This window comes from Clostridium manihotivorum (assembly GCF_004015185.1).
GTDB classification, from domain to species: Bacteria; Bacillota; Clostridia; order Clostridiales; family Clostridiaceae; genus Clostridium_AR; species Clostridium_AR manihotivorum.
In genome coordinates, this window is the sequence record NZ_CP025746.1 from 4630945 (window position 1) to 4653960 (window position 23016).

Here is a 23016-nt window from a genome sequence, read left to right on the forward strand (position 1 = left end):
TTCAGATAGGATAAAAATTTTCATAGCAGTTTTAGCAGTGTTCTTACTACTTTCATAATTTAATTAAAAAATATAGCCATACTAAGAGGAAACTTCTTAGTATGACTATATTATTATTAGGCATTTTTCTTTTTTAAGTTCAACTAAGCTTTAATATCATTGAAGCTTTGCATCTCTTAAATGGGACTTTAATATTTCTGCTGATTCATTAAGCTTTGACTGTTCTTCTTGTGATAGAGGCACTTCAAGGATCTTGTTAGCCCCATCTCTATTAACAATAGTTGGAATAGCTAGATATACATCGTCAATACCATATTGGCCCTTAAATAAGGATGAAACTGTTAATATTGAATTTTCATCTCTTAAAATAGCTTCAACAATCCTTCTTACCGCCAATCCTACCGCATAGTTTGTATAACCTTTTTTATTTATGATTTCATAAGCTGCATTCTTAACCTTTTCTGGTATTGTAAACTTAAAGTTACCATCGCATTTTTCACAAGTCTTACTGCAATAATCTTCTGCGCTCATACCAGCAATATTAGTTAAACTCCAAGCAGCTATTTCTGAGTCACCATGCTCTCCAATTATATAAGTGTGTATATTTCTTGGATCAATTTCAAAATGGTCACTTAACATGGACTTAAATCTTGAGGTATCTAGAACTGTACCAGAGCCTATAACTCTATTTTGTGGCAATCCTGATAACTTATAAGTTATATAAGTCAGTATATCTACTGGATTAGAAACTACAAGTAGTATAGCATTAGGACTATACTTAACTATCTCTGGAACTATTTGCTTGAACACCGCTAAATTCTTATTTATTATATCAAGTCTAGTTTCACCAGGCTTTTGGCCTATTCCGGCTGTTATTATCACTATATCTGAATCTTTAGTGTCTGCATAATCTCCAGCTCTTACATCTATTGCTTTTACAAAAGCGGCTCCATGAGCCAAGTCCATAGCTTCAGCTTCCGCCTTATCTTTATTTATATCCACTATAACAATCTCAGAAGCTAATCCTTCTAGCATCAATGCATATGCAGTTGTAGAACCAACAAATCCAGCTCCAATTATTGATATTTTACTTGCTTTGTCTCTTAACATTTATATCATCCTCCTTGAATTAGGATATATTATTTATGTTCATCCCTATGTTAGAAATATAATCTATTAGTGGATTTTGTTACTGGTATAAAATATGTTTTATACTAAAAACTATATATTAATTAGTATCCTTTTCCTAAGTTATAAATATACTATCCTATAACAATATTTTATATGATTTAATAATAATTATCAAGTAGAATGATATTTTTTTAACATTTATTTATGTTAAGAAAAATTAACATACCATTTTTTTTATTTTTTTTCAAAAATACTTATATTTTGTATTAATATAATATATAATCTTTTTTGGCTAACAAAAGATTATTGGAGGTGCTTCATATGAACATTAATTTGATAGGTGTTCCTCTTTTCTATGGATGTGATAGACCAGGCGTAGAATTTGGACCAAATGCCTTAAGAGATAATGAATTAAGACAAATCCTTAGTGTAGATGGTAAACACAAAATTTATGATTTAGGAAATTTATATGTTGAGACAGTTGACGAAAAAGATAAATATACAAACCATAGCGTAATGAAGTATTTATCTCCAATAACTGAAGTGAATACTAATTTAGCTCATATTGTATATAATTCCTTAACTTCTGACTGTTTTCCTTTTGTTGTTGGTGGGGATCACTCATTAGGCTTAGGATCAGTCGCTGGCGCAGCTAAATTTCATGGTGATGACTTTGGAGTAATATGGATTGATGCCCATGGTGATATAAATACAGATACTACTTCTCCAAGTGGAAATGTACATGGTATGCCATTAGCTGCTTCAATGGGACTAGGTTACAAGGGCCTTGTAGATATATATGTAGAAGGTAGAAAAGTCAAACCATCTAATATTTTCATATTAGGGGCAAGGGATTTAGATAAAGGTGAATTGGATCTAATTAAAGAATTAGGACTTAACGTATGGACTACTAAAGCTATAAAAGATAAAGGAACTGAAGAAGTAATTAATGAGTTTTATAATGCTATTCAAGCAGCTAAAATCAACAACTTCCATTTAAGCTTCGATATTGACTGTTTAGATTCTTCATTAGTACCTGGTACAGGAACTCCTGTAAGCGAAGGTTTATCAATAGAAGAAGTTACTGATATTACAAAGTCAGTACTTGAAACTAAAAAAGTAAGATCAATGGACTTTGTAGAGTTTAATCCAAAGCTTGATATTGAAGATATAACATTGTCTAGCTGTATTAAAATGCTTAAAGTAATATCTGAAAATCTCTAATCTCGGATTCTTATCCGAGATTTTTTACTGTCTACGAAAGTATATTTTGCCCCTTGCTAAACCTAGCAATATTGATGGTTTAGCATAGCTTCAAGTAAAGAGTAAAAAATAAAATTACGTTGCCTGCCATATTTTCCTCACGTACATTCGTAAAGGCAAATGCTCAAAAAATTTACTAAAGAAGGTCGCTTCAGCGAATTTTTACTATATTCCCAACTAATTATTATTATTAAAACTTTTCATAACAATAATTTTATTATATTATGTTATTAGAGATAATTATGTAAAAAATTAATCAACTTATGTCTTGTGATGCAAAATGCTTTATCTTTGTTTAAAAATCTTATGAAGCTAACAATATTATACTAAAATTGCTTCAGCATAATCAAAATTTTTGATAAAGCCAATCATTTTAAACAACATAAGACTTTAGCTGACTTAAGATAACTTTGGAGGATAATAATGAAACTTTTATTTTTTGATACTGAAACCACAAGTATTAGACCTGGCAGCATATGTCAGTTAAGTTACATAGTGGTGGACTCTTCGACTAAACCTCAAACAACTATTGGTAAAAACTACTTCTTTACAGTTGACCAGATGGACCCTGCTGCAGAAGAAGTTCATGGTTTCTCAATGGAGAAGTTATATGAGTTAAGTAACGGTATGTACTTCGAGGACTTAATAGAAGATTTTTATGAAGACTTCATTACAGCAGACTTCGTTATAGGGCACAACGTCTCCTTTGATATAAAGTTTTTAAAACATGAACTTTCTGGCATGGGAGAAGACTGGGAACCTAAAAGCACTTTCTGTACTATGAATTATTATAAAAATGTCTGTAAGCTACTAAAACCAAACGGTGAATACAAAAATCCTAAACTAGAGGAACTAATTAAATTTCTTAATATAACTAAAGATAAGATTGCTCAAACTGCAGACAGCCTATTTGAAGGCAGCGGAAATTACCACGATGCTCGTTTTGATACAGCTGCCACTTATCTTGCAGTTACAGAAGGAATAAAGCAAAAACATATACCAGCTGGTTACTTTAGTAAGATGATCAATAAATAATAACTTTAATTAAAGCCTGCAATAAGTTCAACAATGAAATTTATTGCAGGCTTTATACCTTATTCCTTTAAAATACAATCTATAAAAAGATTCATAAATTGATAACTTCTTGAAAACACTTGCTTAACATATAGCTCTTGCATGATTATGCTATTAGTATTAATATTACTTTCCATTAATTATCTTATCAAATCTATAGTTACCACTTTCCCAAGGCTTATAATTGTTACTCATATCTATTCTTTCCTTAGGAGTAGGATGATCATATACCCAGAACTTATAAATAGGATTTACATCATCCATAGATAAGTTAGTCTCCATAAATCTTGCTTCTAATTTTGCATTAGTTAGATTATCATGAGTCAATTCTATTGCAAACTTATCAGCATCCATTTCGATTTTTCTAGAATACCAATTGGTAATCGGATCCGACAAGGTAGATAATATTGTAAATACTAAAATAAGCACTGGTATGGCAGCTAAGGATTTATAGCTATTTATATTATTTTTTAGAAAGCTCAGCCTTCCTATTATATTTTTTGATATTAAATCTGTGAGCCATAACAACAGTATAGAAAGTATTCCTGAAAGCACTATGGACTTAGATATATGATTAAGCTTATAATGGCCTATCTCATGAGCAACTACGGACTTGATCTCTTCAGTACTTAACTGATTTATAGTATTATCCCATATGACTATTCTTTTTGTATTAAATATACCTGTCATATATGCATTCAGTGCTTTTGTTTCCTTACTCTTGTCCACTTCAAGTATCTTAACATCTCCGATATTAGCTTTCTTAGCAACTTCAGATATTGCATCCCTCACTTGAACATTTTCTAAAGGCTTAAAGTCGTTAAATAGAGGATCAAATAGTACAGGAGCTAATATACTGCCAACAAACCCCACAGGTATTGTAAGAAGCCCTAAGATAATAAACCATCGCTTAAATTTTATAAATATCATATAGGGCACAAAAACAAATATCAATGTTATAATAAGAGTAAGTGCAAAGTTTTTTAGGTAATCTTCTAGCCAAAGCAAAAAAGTTAAATTAGAAATTCCTATTATCTTTGCTCTATAAAAAGAGCTAAAAAAAGACAATGGTATAGACATAATAAGATCAAACATCATATAAAGCGCTGTAAGCTTAAGAAGTTTTATTATCTCAACTCCCTTTAAGCTAGAGGTGATTTTTATGCCACCAAGCAATATGAATAAAGCGGGTATTGAAAAAGTAACCACCAATCTCAAAACAAAAAATAATTTAGAAAACTGATAATTAGCTATAGCTCTTTGAGAAGGTTGTGGGACCAAAACCTTATTATCAGCTACCCTGTATTCAACCTTGTTTGTAGCCTTAATTTGATTTTTTAAGCTTAGTTGGATACCAAAAGTTAAAATACATGTTATAAAAAATAAAAAAATGAAGATTATAATAGTATTGAGTACAAATTTTTTCATTACAGCTCCTCCCTCCATTATTAATATTATAGTATAAATTCTGCTAATTATGAAAAAATATACTTGATTTATTATTTTCATATGTTATAATAATATTGAATTAATTAATAATTATTATTTGTTAATAACACTTTATATAAATTTAGGAGGTAATTTGATATGAAAAGTTATATTTGTGATGTATGTGGGTATGTTTATGATCCAGCTATAGGAGATGAAGACAACGGAATAGCTCCAGGAACTTCTTTTGAAGATATTCCAGAAGATTGGCTATGTCCTCTATGCGGAGTTGGTAAGGACCAATTTTCAGTAGTTGAATAATAATTACTAAAGAAAAAGCTCTAGAATTCTAGAGCTTTTTGTTATTCATAATTATAATTTTTAATGTTGTGATTTTTTTAAACTTAATTTAAAAGCTGATTATACTTGGAATATTCCACTTATTTTTTTAGCATATTATTGATTTTATCTTGCCACACTTTAGTATATTCTTTATCCATAGGCTTAACATCTTTAAGCCTATATTTCATATTCATATTTTCGTACTTGTTTACACCTAAAACATGATATGGAAGAAGCTCAACCTTCTCTACATTCTTAATATTCAATATATACTGTCCTAGCTCCTCAAGATGCTTCTCACTGTCGGTTATGCCAGGCACAACCACATGTCGTATCCAAAGCTTCTTATTTAGCTTCTGAGCTACCTCTAGGAACTTTATAGACTCATCTACCTCTGAAAGAGTTAACTGTTTGTACGCTTCTCTTTTTATGTGCTTTATATCAAATAATATCAAGTCCACATACTCTAATATTTCTTCATAAGCACCTAGTCCATAGCCAGCAGTATCTAAGGTTGTATGTATGCCATTCTCTTTACACAGCTTTAAACACTCTATTAAAAATTCTGGCTGCAATAATGGTTCTCCACCAGAGAAGGTAACTCCTCCTCCTGATTTCTCAAAGTAGGGTTTAAACCTTAATATTTTTTTTATAAGCTCCTCAGCGCTTGTTTCTGTACCGCTATTGTTACAGTCCCAGGTGTCTGGATTATGACAGTAGGCACATCTTAGCTTACAGCCTTGAAAAAACACAACAACTCTTATACCTGGTCCATCAACTAATCCCATGGATTCTATAGAATGAATTTTTCCTTTTATCATGCTTCCACCTCTTTTATTTTAGGCTCTGTTAAATTACTGTGTTGAAATTAAGCGGTCAGTCATCCGATGCTTAGATGAGCTTACGCTAATTGCTCGCTCATATAGCATCTCCTTCATGACCACTTAATTTCAACAATATTCTTAAACATAGCCTTATTTTAAAGCTTAATCATAATTGTACCAATTGTTATACTGTATCCAAAAGCTATCTTTAAATAAAGGAAGCTCTATTGAGCTTCCTTTAATTTATTATAAAGTTTCGTGGAATGTTCTGCTTATTACTTCTAATTGTTGATTTCTTGTAAGTCTGTTGAAGTTAACTGCGTATCCAGATACTCTTATTGTTAGTGTTGGATACTTTTCTGGGTGATCCATTGCATCCAATAAAGTTTCTCTATTAAATACATTAACATTTAGGTGATGAGCTCCTTGTGAGAAGTATCCATCCATAACTGAAACTAGATTATCTACTCTCATGTCATGCTCTTTACCTAAAGCATCTGGTACTATCGAGAATGTATTTGATACACCATCTTCACAGAATGGAGTATATGGTATCTTAGCTACAGAGTTTAAGGATGCTAAAGCTCCATTTGCGTCTCTTCCATGCATTGGGTTTGCTCCTGGTGCAAAAGCTTCTCCTGCTTTTCTTCCATCAGGTGTTGCTCCTGTTTTCTTACCATAAACAACATTTGATGTTATTGTAAGCACTGAAAGTGTATGCTTTGCATCTCTGTATAGAGGATGCTTCTTTAATTCAGTTGAGAACTTTTCAACTAATTGTACTGCTAAATCATCTACAGCATCATCATCATTTCCGTACTTAGGGAAGTCTCCTTCTATTTCAAAGTCAACAGCTATTCCATTCTCTCTTATTGGCTTAACCTTAGCATACTTTATAGCACTTAATGAGTCTACAGCAACTGAAAGTCCTGCTATACCAAAAGCCATAAGTCTTCCTACTTCTGTATCATGTAGGGCCATTTGACCTGCTTCATAAGCATATTTATCATGCATATAATGAATTACATTCATTGTATCAACATAAAGCTTAGCAACGTATTCTAATACTTTATCATAACTTTCCTTAACCTTATCGAAATCAAGAACTTCATCTGTAATAGGTTCAAGGCCTTTTATAACAAGTGAACCCTTCTTTTCATCTACTCCACCATTTATTGCATAAAGTAAAGACTTAGCTAGATTGCATCTAGCCCCAAAGAACTGCATTTGTTTTCCAACCTTCATTGCTGAAACACAGCAAGCAATAGCATAGTCATCACCGTAAATAGGTCTCATAACATCGTCATTTTCATATTGAATTGAGTCAGTAAGGATAGACATTTCAGCACAGTACTTCTTAAAGTTTTCAGGAAGCTTTTCAGACCATAGTATCGTTAAGTTTGGTTCTGGAGAAGTTCCAAGATTGATTAATGTATGAAGATATCTGAAGGAGTTCTTTGTAACTAAAGGCTTACCATTGATACCAACTCCGCCTATTGATTCAGTAACCCAAGTTGGATCCCCTGCAAACAACTCATTGTATTCAGGAGTTCTAAGATGTCTTACTAATCTTAGTTTAATTATAAATTGATCTATTATTTCTTGAGCTTCTGCTTCTGTAATAATGCCATTTCTTAAATCTCTTTCAATATAGATATCTAAGAATGTACTTGTTCTTCCTAAAGACATAGCAGCTCCATTATTTTCTTTAATAGCTGCCAAGTAACCTAAGTAAACAGCTTGAACCGCTTCTTTTGCATTGCTTGCAGGAACTGATAGATCAACGCCATACTTTGAAGCCATTGATTTAATATCTTTAAGAGCTCTTATTTGCTCTGAAACTTCTTCTCTCTTTCTTATTAACTCATCTAAGAAATCGCCTTTTAATTCTTTTAAATCCTTTTTCTTTTCTTCTATTAAATAATCTATGCCATAAAGTGCAACTCTTCTGTAGTCACCAATTATTCTACCTCTACCATAAGCATCTGGAAGACCAGTTAAAAGTCCTGCCGATCTAGCAGCTCTTGTTTCTTCACTATAAGCATCAAAAACACCTTGGTTGTGAGTTTTTCTATACTTAGGAAAATATTCAGTTATATCTTTATCTAATTCATAGCCATAAGCTTCTAGAGATTGTTCTACCATTCTGAAACCACCAAACGGATTTACAATTCTCTTAAGAGGTGCATCAGTTTGTAGCCCAACTATTACTTCATTATCTTTGTCTATGTATCCAGGCTCGTAATTGTCGATTCCTGATACTCTATCCACAGCAACATCTATAATTCCCTTTTTAATTTCTTCAACTATAAGATTGCTTGATATTTCCCAAACTTTCTTAGTTTTATCTGTTGGACCAGCTAAGAAGCTCTTGTCTCCTTCATATAATGTGTAATTTTTTTGGATAAAGTTCCTTACGTCAATCTTTTCCTGCCATGTACCTGATTTAAATCCATCCCATTGTTTATACATGAAATTACCTCCTTTTTGCAGCTTATTGCTACATTTAAAGACTATAATAATATTATACTATATTAGTACACATTTGTTAATAGCTTTTTTCATTTGAAATGCAGTTTCAATATATATTATACTATTATCATTTTTTTATGCCTTATATTAAATTATACCTAAATTATGGCGTATTTCTACATTAATTTGCATATAAAATCATAATGTTTGTTTATATTTTAACAATATCACAGTGTTAAGTAAATGGAATCTGAAGGTCTTAATTACATAAACTTCAAGTTCATATTTTAACAATGCTACCTTACTCATTCTGTATAATCATCATTCACATGTATTAAACTCTCACTATTAGTGAGAGTTTAAATTATACAAAATTATATTAGTTCTTTGCATAAATTAATTAAAGAATAACACTAATAACTAGTTATTTTTAATACTATACTTTAACAGTGCTATACTATTTTATATTTCTGCTACCAGGCTTTATATATGGAATATTTTCTTTACATAATGGACATTCATCTTTTTCATAGGATTCTATTTCAAGCTTTATAGCGCTTACCATAGGATAGTCTGTTACATTTCCAGTAGTTCTATCAACAATACAAGCTACTGCTACAACTTCTCCACCTAGGCTTTCTATAACCTTTGCAGCTTCTTTGAATGATTTGCCTGTAGTTACTACATCTTCAGTTATAACAACCTTTTGCCCTGGCTTTATAGTAAAGCCTCTTCTCAAAGTCATTTCTCCGTTTTCTCTTTCTGTAAATATAGCGGGCTTACCTAACTGTCTTCCTACTTCATAAGCTACTATAACGCCCCCCATCGCTGGTCCTACTACTAGATCAAAATCTATCTCAGATAATTGTTTTGCTACAACACTTAGTACTTTTTCTGCTTTGTCTGGATGTTGTAATAGCTTAGCGCATTGGCAGTATCTATTTGAATGCTTTCCTGATGATAACAAAAAATGTCCTTCTAATAATGCTTCTACTTCCTTTAATATCTCTAAAACCATATCTTACATCTCCTCTTAAATTATAAATTTATATATTACTTTTATATGATCCCAACTATTTCATTTATATCCTTTATTCCTTGCTCTTCTAAGAACCTTTCTAGATCTCTTATTATATCCACTGCTGCCATGGGGTTTACAAAATTCACAGTACCTAACTGAACAGCTTTGGCTCCTGCCATAAGGAATTCTATCACATCATTGGCATTCATAATTCCACCAAGACCTATTACAGGTATATCTACAGCCTTAGATACTTCATATACCATCCTTAAAGCTATAGGCTTAACTGCCGGTCCTGATAATCCTGCAAAAGTATTGTCAAACACAGGCTTTCTCTTCTTTATATCTATAGCCATAGCTTTTACCGTATTTATTAAAGACAAGGAGTCAGCCCCTGCTTTAGCACAACTTAAAGCCATGTCCACTATATTCTCTGCATTAGGAGAAAGCTTAACCATAAGAGGTTTAGTTGTTACCTTTCTAACCTTAGAAACTACTTCCTCTGCGACTTCACACTTTATTCCAAAAGCCATTCCACCAGATTTGACATTAGGACAAGATATATTTAATTCAATCATATCTATATCAGTCTTATCTAGCTTTGAAGCACCTATTTCATAATCATCAATAGTACTTCCACCTAAGTTAGCTATTATATTGGTATCAATTTTCCTCATCTTAGGTAAGACTTCATGTATAAATGCATCTACTCCAGGATTTTGTAGACCTACACTATTCATCATTCCAGAAGCTGTTTCAAACACCCTTATACCACCATTTCCTTGGCGTTTATTTAGAGTCAACCCTTTTGAACTAATGCCTCCTAAGATCCCTACATCATAGAAATCCGCATATTCTTCCCCAAATCCAAAGGTTCCTGAAGCCGCGATAAGAGGATTTTTAAAATCTATTCCATTTATATTTACCTTTAGCATAGCATCACTCCCTAAAGTTCAAGATCGTAACCATTAAACACTGGCCCATCTTTACAAGTTCTTTTATTTCCTTCTTTTGTTTTACAAGTACATACAAGACAAGCTCCAACGCCACAAGCCATATGCTTTTCCATAGAAGCATATATATTAATCTTATTTTCTTTTGACTTGTCTATTACCTTCTTCATCATTACTTCTGGTCCACAGCATAGAATAGTATCATAATTAGAGTAATCTATAATGTCCGTAACAAATCCCTTATGTCCAAAGGTTCCTTTATCTGTAGCTATTGATATACTATCAGTAAAGTCCTGTAACTCTTCTAACAGGTATGTTTCATCTCTAAAACCTGCATACAAATCTAAAACTTTAGAATTACCATTCTCTTTTATAACCTTAGCTAATTGAAGCATTGGTGCTATGCCTATCCCACCAGCTACTAATGCGACTCTTCCGTAATCTTTCTTCTCATCAAATCCGTTACCCAGTGGTCCTATTACGTCTATATAATCATCCTTTTCTAACTCTCTAAACTCCTCAGTACCTGTACCAACCACTGCATATAAAAAGGATATTATTCCATCACTTTTTTCACATATTGATATTGGCCTTCCAAGAAGAGCTCTTCTAGGCTTTAACATATAAAATTGACCTGCTATTATTGAATCATCACACTGGATAGAAAGTTTAAATATGTTGCTACATAGATTTATATTGCTTACAATCTTAACTTTTTGATAATTAACCTTCATTTTTCGCCTCCAGCTCAAGAACTGCTCTTCTTATATCTTCTCTCATTCTGATAGCTTCTTTTCTGGAGCTATCTTCAAAGTGCAGATAGTTTTCTTCTTCCTTATATGCAAGCAGTATCTTTCTTGATGAATTTACCACTCCACCGTTACCTACTCTTAAAGATACAGCCACATCCTCAGCCTTTCCTCCTTGAGCCCCATATCCTGGTATTAAGAAATATGATGATTTTAAATTTTCCCTCAGCCTCTTTGCCTGTTCTATATGAGTGCAACCAACTACCACACCTAAGGAGCTATATCCACTATTTCCAAGGAAATCTCTTCCTAAGCTTTCTATCATATTTCCTACATGATCATATACAGTACCTTTTCCATCTATGTTGCAATCTTGTATATCTCCAGAACCTTTATTAGAAGTCTTTACTAGTGCAAATATACCTTTGCTTTTACTTTCTAAGTAAGGAAGATATGGCTCTATGCTATCCATACCCATATATGGATTTAAGGTTATAAAGTCGCTTTCAAACTCTCCTGTAAAGTGAGCCTTTGCATACATCTTGGCAGTTGCAGCTATATCTCCTCTTTTTATATCAGCGATTGTTATTAACTTTCTCTCTCTTAGATACTCTAAAGTCTTTTTATAAGCTATTAAGCCTGATATTCCAAGAGCTTCGTAGTAAGCAATTTGAAGTTTAAAACAAGCTACTACATCATAAGTAGCATCAATAATTCTCCTATTATACTGAAAAATAGCATCCTCAATATTGGTAAATTCATTTATTATCGATTCTGGTATGTAGCTTATGTCTGTATCCAAACCTACGCAAACCACACCATTTTTTTCTACTTTTTCGTATAATCTATCAACTATTTGATTACTCATTTAAAGTATCCTCCTGTCTATCAAAAATAACTCTTCCAGCTTTAATTGTCTTATCTACTATTCCATAAAGATCCCAACCTAAGAATGGAGTGTTTTTACTCTTTGAAAGTATCTGTTCTTCACTTACCTTAAAAGACTGTTCCAAGTTAAGTATTACTAAGTCTCCTTCAAAACCTGGACAAGTCTTACCTTTATTTAACTTAAGAAGCTCTGCTGGCTTTGCACTCATCATTTCACTTAACTTATTTAAATTGATATATTTTTCTCTTACAAGCTTTGTATAACATATTGGGAAAGCTGTCTCTAAGCCTATTAATCCTGGAGCCCCTTTTTCTTTATCTTCCTGTGAGTGTGGAGCATGATCTGTACCAATAACATCTACATCTCCATGAGCTATGGCTTTAATAAGGAAATTCACATCTTCTTTATTTCTTATTGGCGGATTAACTCTGTAGTTTGATACCTCATCACATAAAGCTATATGATGTGGAGTAACCTCACAACTAACTTTTGCCCCATCACATTTTGCTTCAATCACATATTGCATAGCTTCTTTTGTACTTACATGGGCCATATGAAGCTTGCTTCCAGTAAACTTTGCAAGACTAACATCCCTCCAAGTCATCATGTTCTCAGCTAGTCTCATGTCTATATCAGAAAATTCATGACTTTCAGCATGGGATATCACAAGCCAGTCCATTTCCTTAGCTTTTTTCATAGCCTCCATCATAACCCTGGAGTCAGATACTCCTTTTCCATCATCAGATATAGCTTTTACTTCCTCAGAAAACTGCTCCAAATGTGCTATTGTAGCACCATCAAAATCCTTTGTTATTGATACACATTGATGAAGGTCAATTAATCCTACTTCCTCATTCTTTTTATACACATAATCTAAAATCTCCTTACTGCTGACAATAGGATTAGTGTTGGCCATTAGGTTTACAGTAGTGTAACCACCCTTTGCTGCAGTTCTTGAACCAGTATATATATCCTCTTTATAAGTGAAACCTGGTTCTCTAAAATGTGCATGCATATCTACAAATGCCGGCATTACAGTCATTCCCTTTGCGTCAATAACTTTGCAGTCTTTATCCTCTATGCTGCTTGCTACTTCCTCAATCTTGCCGTCTCTTATATATATATCACCGTAAAAGTTGTGACTTAAATCAACTATATTAGCATTCCTTATTAGTAAATCCATTTTTTATTCCTCCAGTCTTATAGTAAGCTTGTGTTCTTCATCGCAATAACCACATCTATAGGTTCCTTTTTCTCTGTTAGTTAATATAAACTTTTGAGAAATATAATTTTCCACAGTAGTTATACACCTTGGGTTCTTGCACTTTATTAAGTTTTCAACTACATTTGGGAGTCTTGTCTTTAGTTTTTTCACTATATTCTCATTTTCTACTATATTTATAGATATAGATGGTGATATTAAGCCAAGAATTTCATAATCTATATCTATAACATTATCTATTTTAATAATATCTTTCTTTCCTAGCTTTTTACTCTCAACATTCTTTATAAGAGCTACTGAGTAATCAGCATTGTCTAGATTAAGATATTTATATATGCTATTTCCCATGCCAGCTGTTATATGATCTATAACAATTCCTTTTTTTATACTTGTAACCTGAAGCATTATCTCACCCCCAAAAGCTTTGCAATAAGTGCCATTCTTACATACATCCCATACTTAGCCTGCTTAAAGTAGCACGCTCTTTCGTCTTCATCTATGGAATAATCTATTTCATTTACCCTTGGTAGTGGATGTAGGATCATCAAATCCTTCTTTGCTCTTTTTAACTTTTCTCTATCTAATATATAACTATCTCTAAGTCTTAAGTATTCAGCTTCATTAAAGAATCTTTCTTTCTGAACTCTTGTCATATATAGAATATCAAGAGATTCTATTGATTGTTCTAAGCTCTCAACTTCCATAAACTCTATATTGTTATATTTCAATACCTCTTCCCTAATATAATCAGGAATTTGCAATTCACTTGGAGAGATTAAGATATATCTATTATTTTCATATCTTGACATGGCTTTTAATAAGGAGTGAACTGTTCTACCAAACTTTAAATCACCGCATATTCCTATGGTCATATTGTTAAAGCTACCTTTAAGTTGTTTGATAGTAAGTAGATCAGTTAAGGTTTGTGTTGGGTGTTGGTGGCCCCCATCTCCAGCATTGATAACTGGAATATCTGAATATATAGATGCTACTTTGGCTGACCCTTCCTTTGGGTGCCTCATAGCTATTATATCTGCGTAACAACTTACTGTTCTAATGGTATCTGCAAGAGATTCCCCTTTTGAAACTGAACTTGAATTAGGTTCTGAAAATCCAATTACTTTCCCACCTAATCTCATCATAGCTGCTTCAAAGCTAAATCTTGTTCTGGTGCTTGGTTCAAAGAAAAGCGTTGCTAGAAGCTTGCCTTCGCAAACTTTAGAAAATTCCTCTGGAGAGGACATTATTTGACTTGCTAACTGGAATATATTTTCCAATTCATCCTTAGATAAATCCATTGGGTCTATTAAACTTCTGCCTTTTAACATATTCATCTCTCCTTTTTAACATCTCTGTGTTAATTTAAAGAAGGAAAACTATATAGAATGCTAATATTCTTCTATATGCAAGAATTCATATTTAAGAACTGCCAACTTCTCTTTTGTGAGTTGTTCTTTACCAATCTGCCAATTTTCAAGCTACGCGAAAAAATATAGCAGGCGACATATCTTTCTTTTTTTATCCTTTCCTAAAGAATAAAAAAGCCTTCCTGTAAAGGAAGGCATAATAAATCGCTATCTCGGCATTCAGATAAACCAGCATAAAAATTGTGGCTAACAACTTGACCAATTAAGTCAAACAATTTTATGATTCTAAAGATTATCTTGGTCTATCTTCTATTTTAGCATTAATATAACTTCCTTATTGATCTCTCTGGATCAAGTTAAAGGTTAATTGTTAAACATAGAATACCATTTATTATACGTGATGTCAACTTATCAAACTAAAATATATTATCTACCCATAAGTAATATTCAGCTTAATTCATAGTGCTTTAATTATTCTAAACTGCTAAATTTCCTTCATTAGATCCACTAGTTCACTTTCTTTAGGCATCCAAACATTATTTTCTTTTGTAAAGGTTAGAGTCACTGTCTTAGGATTTTCTACAAATGTACCTTTGGCGATTTCTTCTCCTACTATCTTAAAAGACTCTTGATATATCTGCTTCTCCGTCATAGACTGATTATCTTCATATTCCTTTTTTAGCTTATCCTCAGCGGTTTTAGATATCTTATCCATATCAAACCCTTTTATTTTAATTTCTACCTTGGCGGAATCTTTTTCTTTAGATACCGCTCCAATTTCATAGCTTACTTTACTAAGTCCTGTAAGTATATCACTCTTCAATTTATTTTTAACTTCATCTGTTAATATACTTTCGTCTAAGCCAGAAGAGGATATTCCCTTCATTAATCCACCCTCAAAAGATTCTCTAATATTTGTATATTCCTTTTCTGTAATACCAACTTTATCAATGTTACTTTTATCATTTTTTATAATTATATCTAAAATGGTCTTGGCGCTATCCTCTGGAGTGACTTTTGGTTCTCCACAGCCTACAAGTGTTAAAGTTGAAAGTAATACAGCCATAAGTAATATAAAAATATTTTTAATTCTTCTCATTAAACTTCTCCCTTATAAAATTAATTAAACTAATACTAAATAAATGTGTTGAATTTAAATTACTAGTGATCCGATGCTACAATTGGAAACCTGATAATGTTTTTTTATGTTATATAAAACTATAATTTTATAAATTTAAAGATTAATTTTTCCTTTCTGCTTAACAAATAATTTACTTAATCAGTATATTCAGCTTTATGAATTATGTGATATTACCCCACCGTCTTTTATCTAGTAATAACTAAATTTAGCTACTTTCTAAAAATTAGCGAAAATTTTTATCATATTTTTTCAATACCTTTGATTATTCTAAGAAAGCAAAAAGTAGCGAAGGATTAATAATCTTCCGCTACTTTTTAGTATTATTTACTCTATTCAATATTCTTAAATTAACATCTTAGATTTCATGCTTTATATTACAAATAATATAAAACATTTCAGCTTTAAAACATATCTATATATGTTGCAAGATGAAAATTTCGATATGATATTTAGGTAAGAACATCCATTAATATAAGATAACTAAAATATCCAAACTAGAATATAAAATAAAAATTATAGCGAGGTTTTAAATATGGATATTTTGATTCTTAATAAGATTGCTGGGCATGAAGATGATATAAACGAGTTAAAATCAGCTTTAAAAAAGACTAAAAACACAAGGTTATATAAAAGATATTCTGTTTTACTTAAGCATTTTGATGGATTTACAAATAGAAAAATAGCTGAAATGGAGAATCTAGAAGAACATACTGTTTCTACATATATAAAAAATTATAAATCAAAAGGAATAGATGGATTAAATATTGGCCACGGCGGCGGAGCGCAAAGAAAATCAATTCACTTCAAGAGAAGCTCATTGTAGAAACTATAACTACAAAAACTCCAGAAGATGTAGGCTTCGAATCTAAAATGAATTGGACTATTGAATTAGTGAGGCAATGGGTTATTAAAGAATTTAATATAAATATGTCACATAGAGGAATAGCATATGTACTTCATAGATTAAATTTAAGTTATACTAGACCTACTTACGTCTTAGCGAAAGCTGATAAAGAAAAGCAAGAAATTTTTAAAAGTGACTTTAAAGCTTTAAAAAAAATGCCTCAATGGCTTAGTTGATACCATCTTATTTGAAGATGAATCAATGATTAGAGATTATCAAGCAATTCAAAAGAGCTGGTTTATAAGAGGACAACAAAGGAAAATTCCTACGTTCGGTAAAAATGCAGGTGTTAAACTTATGGGAATATTGGATTACGAGACTGGTAACGTATATTGCGAGGAACATGAAAGATATGACGCTAAGATATTTAATGACTTTTTAGAAAACGTACTTAAGCAGTATCCAAAAGGAAAAATTGTTGTGGTATTAGACAATGCTAAGATTCATCATGCAAAGCTGATTCAGCCATTTCTTAATAGAGTTAAAGATAGGCTTGAATTGATGTTTTTACCACCGTATAGTCCAGAAATGAATCTTATAGAGGGGTTATGGGGATGGCTAAAGGCATCTGTTATTAACAATGTCTTTTATAAATCTCTGCCACAAGTTAGAACTGCAATTCAAAAGTTTATAAGTAACATAAATAAGGTTCCTACTCAAACAATAGACAGGCTATGTGTTAGATTGTAGAAACCAATTTGCAATATATATATATAATTATTTTTATTTAATATTATTTATATTAACTTTTATTTAGTTACTATATAATCCTAATGCTAACTTAGTTAAGTCCTCTGAGTTAGGCACCCAAACATTACTTTCTTTAGTAAGATTAAGGTCGTAGGTCTTAGGAGTATCAACTAAAGTTCCATTTGCCATACCTTCACCTACAAGCTTCAAAGACTCCTGATACATCTCTTTCTGAGTCATGGATTTATTGGCTTTTACTTTCTCTAATAGCTTCGGTTTAGCAGTCTCAACTATCTTGTTCATATCAAAGGCTTTAACCTTTATCTGAACCTTAGCAGACTTTTTGTCTTCTGATGCTTTGGTAACATCATATTGTACCTTAGCTAAACCAGTAAGTATATCTTTCTTTAATTCTTTCTTTATATCATCTGTAAGCACGCTCTTATCTACACCACCTGTAGCTAAACCTTGCTCAAAGCCTTTATCAATACCAGTTTCCACATCATCTCTGATTTCTTTATAGTATTTATCTGTTAGTCCAATTTTGCTTATATTACTTTTATCATCCTTCAACAATATATCTAGAACAACTTTTGTAGTCTCTTCTGGTGTTGATTTTGGAGCACTACATGAAGTCAATGGTATTACAGTAACTAATGTTACTAATAGTAGTGCACAAATTTTTTGTAACTTTTTCAAAAAAAATCCCCCTTTTAGATATGTTCTTTTATAGCAACTATTACATTTTACAATTTATTTACTTATTTGTCTAGTTTTGAATTTTTATACTGCAATTATGCATTAATATAAGTTCAATAATAAGTATTACTTTTTAATTACTTTAACTAAAATTGCGCTTTAACTTGTAGTTTGCTATCTTAGAATGCAAGTTAGTATTTCTCCCATCTTTATCTATTCATTCATTGATTACACTCTCAACGTAAAATATTTGTATTAAAATAACTATAATTGACGTAAATCTAATAGCTAAATTTTTTTCAAGTAACTTTTTGATAATTTCTTGACTATTAGGTTTTAAGCAAAAATATAACTCCTAGTTTCCTAGGAGTTATCAAGGCTTCAAGTCTCAATGCCAATTATTCATTAAATTATCCCACATCATCTTCCCGCACTTTGCAAGAGTAACGGTGCCATATACACTATTTGGTATACCCATTGATAATACTGAAAAAGCAAAACTTCCTTTATTTAGTTCTATAAGCTCAGTATCATTTTCCACACCAGTCTTATCTCCAGTCTTGCTTGATATATCATATTTTAAGTCATCAGGAATATAAAGAGCTAGTTTATTTTTTATTTGCTGTCTTCTTAATATATCTATCAGCATTGTACTGTTTTCCTTACTTAGATAAGTTGATCTATATAGGTGTTTCCATATAACACACAAATCATAAGCACTAGTTATATTTTCTACATCAGAATGCTGATGTCTTTCATCATTAGTTTTTCTATTTAGTTCAGTACTTTTTAAATCCATTTCTTTTATTATTTCGTTTATTCTATCCATACCAACGATATCTATAATCTTGTTTGCAGCTGTATTATCGCTTTGTATAAGCATTGCTACTAGAAGTTCAAATATTGTATAGTCTCTTTCGTTAAACTCATGGATTATACCAGTTCCATAAACCTTATCTTCTTTCTCGATTCTTATCTTGTCTAAGAAATTAAACTTTTCTAACTCAACTTCCTTTATTATGGATATAGCTATTGGTAACTTCATACACCCTGCAGCTGTCATTTTAACGTTTTCATTGAACCCATAAGTATACCCACTCACCAAATCCTCGAAGAAAAATCCATATGTTCCGATCCTAGTCTCTAAATATTTTTTTATCTCCTTCATAATACCCTCCAGCTTTCTATGTTTGATGTCTACATCAATTATATCATATTTTCAGAATATTTAGAAGTATTTTATAAATATTCTACACCAGCTTTTTTCTTTAAAAAATTCAAAATTACTGTAACGATAGTATATTATTTTAGTAAACCTATAATTTATTATAAAAGCCTGATTTTAGGTTAAAAATTATATAATAACCAACAATTAATTTATACATGATCCAACTAAAAGATCTATTTAGAACATATATAAATTAAGTTGGCAGTTTTTATTTTGTAGGTAACCTTTATAAAAACTCAATTTATACTTGTTATAAAATCGCGGCTTCTGGTTATTTTGTGGCATATATAAATTAATAGTTGAAGTTGGTTCCCTATATAAACTGCGCTTTTGTGATTTGTTGAAATAAGAGCACTAATTCTTAGAATTAGTGCTCTTGATATTAATCTCCAAAGGAAATGCCTATTTTCTTTGCTATGCTTACTAACTCTCCATCTGGATTTACATCTTTAGTCTTGCCAATTACGTTTTCTAAGCTCTCATAAGAGATCTTATCACCCTTTAGACAAACCATGTTTCCAAACTTTCCTTCATTAATCAATTCAACAGCAGCTACACCATACCTAGTTGAAAGTATTCTATCATAAGTAGAAGTATTTCCTCCTCTTTGAATATGACCTAGTACAGTACTTCTAACCTCATGATTTTTAATTAACTTTTCTAAGTCAATTGCAAGCTTGTTAGCTATTCCACCTAATCTTATAGGGTCTGGTGAATCTGCAACAACTTTGGACACAACAACCTCTCCATTTAAAGGTTTAGCACCTTCAGCTACCACTATTATTGAAAATGGCTTTCCTTGAGCTTCTCTTTCTCTTATTTTATCAACAATCTTATTAATATCATAAGGGATTTCTGGTATTAGTATAACATCCGCTGAGCCAGCTATTCCTGATTCTAATGCTATCCAACCAGCATTTCTCCCCATTACTTCTAGCAACATTATTCTATGATGTGACTCCGCAGTTGTGTGTAGTCTATCTAATGCCTCTGTAGCAATCTCTATAGCAGTATTAAACCCGAAGGTTACATCTGTAGCTTCTAGATCGTTATCAATTGTCTTAGGAACACCTATTACATTAACGCCTTTTCTAGAAAAATCTCTTGCAGAAGTGAGAGTTCCATCTCCTCCGATAACTACTAAGGTATCAATACCTTCTTTTTTCAAATTTTCCACAGCTACATCTGATACATCTTTCTTTACTAGTTTTCCATCTTCTTCAACCTGATAATCAAATAAATTATCTTTGTTAGAACTATAAAGTATAGTTCCTCCTCTATGAAGAATTCCTGATACAGAGTCAAGTGTTAGAGGAACTATATCGTTATTATAAAGACCTCTATATCCAAACTTGTAACCATATACTTCATACCCATATTGTAATATAGCAGTTCTCGTAGCAGCCCTAATTACTGCATTTAGTCCCGGGCAATCTCCTCCACCAGTTAATAATGCGATTTTTTTAACTTTATCTGCCATCTTATATCCCCCTTTACCCTATTGTTCCTTGTTCTTATTACACTTTGTAAATGTGTACATTATAATTTCTATTTAATGATATCACATTAAAAACTCTAAGAAAAGTATATTTTCTTAATATTGAAAATTTTATAAAATATTCTTAAAATTAGATTTATTTCATTATTAATTCCTTGTAAACTTCTTCAAATTTCTCAATTTCTCCTGTATTCTCTGTTTTTCTTATATTTGCGTGCATCTCTAAATAAAACCCCTTGTCGTCAATAAGCTTCATTTCCTGTAATTTTTTAGGAGTATCACTTTCAAATAATACTTGCCATTCCTCTTTAGACACATAGTCTTTGTAATCTTCATAGTCTTCTTTTCCTAATACAATATCATATTCACCATCGAAATAAATTATTATATCGTCTTCAACTAATTGTATATTCTCAACCTTTGACCATACTGGTGCATCGATAGTATCACCTTTTATCAAAAGCACCAAATTATTTTTTACAATCATCAGTTTACTTAATTGTATTCTAGACATGCCTAAATCATTCTTACTCCATTTCTTCTTAGCTATAATTTCTTTAATTCTTTCTGCAACAGACATATCATCACTCCTTTTTATTTTATTGTTCTCTTTAACTATATTAAAAATTCAAAGATTCAATAGTAAAGGAGGAAGTTTTCACATTGCTATGAATATTTTATTTCCCTAAATTGCGGTAACTTTTAACTAAAACGAAATTTTTCCACTTACCGCTTAATGTAATCTTTTACAAGATAACTTTTTCAAAGTCTCTGAAGTACCGTCTGCAGTGGATTTTCTTACGCATCTATCTTTTCTAAATCATATGCAAAGAAAATCTGGCAGACGACATAATTTCTCTTTTTTACTCTTTCACCGATATCTACATTTAAGTCGTGTACACATACTTATATACAGCTTTATTAAAATATAATTTGGTAAAAAATAAAAAAATTCAACACAAATTTTTTAATCTTTTGTGTTGAATTAGTTTCTAATGTTATTTTATTACATTTGCTAAGATTAACGCAACAAGTATAAATCCTGCAAATATTCTATATATAGCAAATACTCTCATAGGCTTCTTTTTCAAGAAAGCAATAAATCCTTCTACTACTAGAAGAGCTACTATAAATGCAACGATGAAACCTACTATTAATGCAACAACCTCGGTTTGAGTTATTGTAGCATAGTTAAATCTTCTAAGCTTAAGCCCTGAAGCACCAATCATTACAGGTATAGCTAAAAAGAATGAAAATTCAGCAGCAATTGCTGTACTTAAACCGCCTACCCAACCACCTATTATGGTAGATGCACTTCTAGACATACCTGGCCACATAGCAAGACATTGGAATATACCAACTTTAAGTGCTTGAACGTAGCTTATCTCATCAACATCTTTAACAACCTTTAGATGCTTTGCTCTTTTTCTATAGCTGTTTTCTGTAAGTATTAATAAGATACCTCCAACTATAAATCCTATAGCTACAGTCTTTGCACTAAATAAGTACTTATCTATCAAATCATTGAAGATTACTCCAAGAATTAATGCTGGTATAGTACCAACTACTATTACCATCCAAAACTTTATACCTTTCTTCTCAAATCTGAAGAAAGACTTAATCATAGTCCAGATCTTGTTCCAGTATAATACTACTACTGCTAAAATGGCACCTAATTGTATTACTATTTCAAACATATTAGTAAATTCAGTGCCACTAAAACCGATTATATCTCCAACTATTATCATATGACCTGTAGATGAAATCGGAATAAACTCAGTTATACCTTCAACTATTGCAATTATTATAGCTTTCAAAATAAAATAAAAATTTAACGCCATAAGCTCACTCACTTTCAATTGTTATTTGACATACTTCTTAATTATAAATTTTACTATACCCTTTGTCCATTAAAAAATTATTAAATTTGCATTACAGTATTATTAACTTTTTGCAAATCTGCCTTTTCTGAACGTATGTGAAGAAATCCTGGCAGGCGACATATTTTTTACTCTTTACTCTTTGAAATCAAAGCATCTTATATTATTTATATTTAAATTAAGATATAAAACTTTTATAAAGATTACAATAGCTAAAGAGTAAAGCTGTATGTTCGAACGT

General features: G+C 31.5%; 20 protein-coding genes and 1 pseudogene. 4 read left to right on the forward strand and 17 right to left on the reverse strand.

The window, feature by feature from the left end; all coding sequences use genetic code 11:
* Nucleotides 1-156: 156 nt before the first annotated feature.
* Nucleotides 157-1110 (reverse strand): L-lactate dehydrogenase, encoded by a 954-nt coding sequence (locus C1I91_RS20790; protein WP_128214598.1) that lies wholly within the window; start codon nucleotides 1108-1110, stop codon nucleotides 157-159.
* Between the two features lie 342 nt (nucleotides 1111-1452).
* On the opposite strand from C1I91_RS20790, the gene rocF reads away from it, so the two are divergent.
* Together rocF and C1I91_RS20800 are read left to right on the forward strand one after the other, a co-directional pair.
* Entirely contained in the window at nucleotides 1453-2355 is a 903-nt protein-coding gene (gene rocF / locus C1I91_RS20795) for an arginase (RefSeq protein WP_128214599.1), read from the forward strand.
* 462 nt (nucleotides 2356-2817) lie between these two features.
* Nucleotides 2818-3429: a 3'-5' exonuclease gene (locus tag C1I91_RS20800; RefSeq protein ID WP_128214600.1), complete on the forward strand. Its 612-nt coding sequence runs from the start codon at nucleotides 2818-2820 to the stop codon at nucleotides 3427-3429.
* A gap of 165 nt (nucleotides 3430-3594) precedes the next feature.
* Here C1I91_RS20800 and C1I91_RS20805 read toward each other — a convergent pair whose 3' ends face one another.
* The gene (locus tag C1I91_RS20805; protein WP_164880611.1) at nucleotides 3595-4896 is read right to left on the reverse strand and encodes a M48 family metallopeptidase; all 1302 of its coding nucleotides are present in this window, start codon (nucleotides 4894-4896) and stop codon (nucleotides 3595-3597) included.
* A gap of 159 nt (nucleotides 4897-5055) precedes the next feature.
* Between C1I91_RS20805 and rd the strand changes: the two genes are divergently transcribed.
* Nucleotides 5056-5217, forward strand: coding sequence for a rubredoxin (rd, locus tag C1I91_RS20810; RefSeq protein ID WP_128214602.1), 162 nt, complete (start codon nucleotides 5056-5058; stop codon nucleotides 5215-5217).
* Between the two features lie 119 nt (nucleotides 5218-5336).
* On the opposite strand, the gene pflA is transcribed toward rd, so the two are convergent.
* From pflA to C1I91_RS20860, 10 genes are all read right to left on the reverse strand, one after another.
* The gene (gene pflA / locus C1I91_RS20815; RefSeq protein WP_128214603.1) at nucleotides 5337-6059 is read right to left on the reverse strand and encodes a pyruvate formate-lyase-activating protein; all 723 of its coding nucleotides are present in this window, start codon (nucleotides 6057-6059) and stop codon (nucleotides 5337-5339) included.
* Nucleotides 6060-6308: 249 nt separating this feature from the next.
* Nucleotides 6309-8534: a formate C-acetyltransferase gene (pflB, locus tag C1I91_RS20820; protein ID WP_128214604.1), complete on the reverse strand. Its 2226-nt coding sequence runs from the start codon at nucleotides 8532-8534 to the stop codon at nucleotides 6309-6311.
* Between the two features lie 457 nt (nucleotides 8535-8991).
* Entirely contained in the window at nucleotides 8992-9552 is a 561-nt protein-coding gene (pyrE, locus tag C1I91_RS20825; protein WP_128214605.1) for an orotate phosphoribosyltransferase, read from the reverse strand.
* 41 nt (nucleotides 9553-9593) lie between these two features.
* On the reverse strand, nucleotides 9594-10490 hold the full coding sequence (locus tag C1I91_RS20830) for a dihydroorotate dehydrogenase (protein WP_128214606.1): 897 nt from the start codon (nucleotides 10488-10490) through the stop codon (nucleotides 9594-9596).
* An 11-nt stretch (nucleotides 10491-10501) separates the two neighbouring features.
* The gene (locus C1I91_RS20835; RefSeq protein ID WP_128214607.1) at nucleotides 10502-11242 is read right to left on the reverse strand and encodes a dihydroorotate dehydrogenase electron transfer subunit; all 741 of its coding nucleotides are present in this window, start codon (nucleotides 11240-11242) and stop codon (nucleotides 10502-10504) included.
* On the reverse strand, nucleotides 11232-12125 hold the full coding sequence (pyrF, locus tag C1I91_RS20840) for an orotidine-5'-phosphate decarboxylase (RefSeq protein WP_128214608.1): 894 nt from the start codon (nucleotides 12123-12125) through the stop codon (nucleotides 11232-11234). The genes C1I91_RS20835 and pyrF overlap by 11 nt, the downstream gene beginning before the upstream one ends.
* On the reverse strand, nucleotides 12118-13329 hold the full coding sequence (locus C1I91_RS20845) for a dihydroorotase (RefSeq protein WP_128214609.1): 1212 nt from the start codon (nucleotides 13327-13329) through the stop codon (nucleotides 12118-12120). The genes pyrF and C1I91_RS20845 overlap by 8 nt, the downstream gene beginning before the upstream one ends.
* 3 nt (nucleotides 13330-13332) lie before the next feature.
* The gene (locus C1I91_RS20850) at nucleotides 13333-13773 is read right to left on the reverse strand and encodes an aspartate carbamoyltransferase regulatory subunit (protein WP_128214610.1); all 441 of its coding nucleotides are present in this window, start codon (nucleotides 13771-13773) and stop codon (nucleotides 13333-13335) included.
* Entirely contained in the window at nucleotides 13773-14696 is a 924-nt protein-coding gene (gene pyrB, locus C1I91_RS20855; protein WP_128214611.1) for an aspartate carbamoyltransferase, read from the reverse strand. The genes C1I91_RS20850 and pyrB overlap by 1 nt, the downstream gene beginning before the upstream one ends.
* A 523-nt stretch (nucleotides 14697-15219) precedes the next feature.
* The gene (locus C1I91_RS20860) at nucleotides 15220-15834 is read right to left on the reverse strand and encodes a DUF5105 domain-containing protein (RefSeq protein ID WP_128214612.1); all 615 of its coding nucleotides are present in this window, start codon (nucleotides 15832-15834) and stop codon (nucleotides 15220-15222) included.
* Between the two features lie 574 nt (nucleotides 15835-16408).
* Here C1I91_RS20860 and C1I91_RS20865 point away from each other — a divergent pair.
* Nucleotides 16409-17470 (forward strand): annotated as a pseudogene (locus C1I91_RS20865) (IS630 family transposase).
* Between the two features lie 63 nt (nucleotides 17471-17533).
* On the opposite strand, the gene C1I91_RS20870 reads toward C1I91_RS20865, so the two are convergent.
* From C1I91_RS20870 to C1I91_RS20890, 5 genes are all read right to left on the reverse strand, one after another.
* Nucleotides 17534-18169, reverse strand: a complete 636-nt coding sequence (locus tag C1I91_RS20870) for a DUF5105 domain-containing protein (protein WP_164880612.1) — start codon at nucleotides 18167-18169, stop codon at nucleotides 17534-17536.
* A gap of 388 nt (nucleotides 18170-18557) precedes the next feature.
* On the reverse strand, nucleotides 18558-19337 hold the full coding sequence (locus C1I91_RS20875) for a serine hydrolase (RefSeq protein ID WP_128214614.1): 780 nt from the start codon (nucleotides 19335-19337) through the stop codon (nucleotides 18558-18560).
* A gap of 442 nt (nucleotides 19338-19779) precedes the next feature.
* Nucleotides 19780-20877 (reverse strand): 6-phosphofructokinase, encoded by a 1098-nt coding sequence (locus C1I91_RS20880; RefSeq protein ID WP_128214615.1) that lies wholly within the window; start codon nucleotides 20875-20877, stop codon nucleotides 19780-19782.
* A 154-nt stretch (nucleotides 20878-21031) separates the two neighbouring features.
* The gene (locus C1I91_RS20885) at nucleotides 21032-21475 is read right to left on the reverse strand and encodes a hypothetical protein (RefSeq protein ID WP_128214616.1); all 444 of its coding nucleotides are present in this window, start codon (nucleotides 21473-21475) and stop codon (nucleotides 21032-21034) included.
* A gap of 418 nt (nucleotides 21476-21893) precedes the next feature.
* Entirely contained in the window at nucleotides 21894-22736 is an 843-nt protein-coding gene (locus C1I91_RS20890) for an undecaprenyl-diphosphate phosphatase (RefSeq protein WP_128214617.1), read from the reverse strand.
* Between the last annotated feature and the right edge of the window lie 280 nt (nucleotides 22737-23016).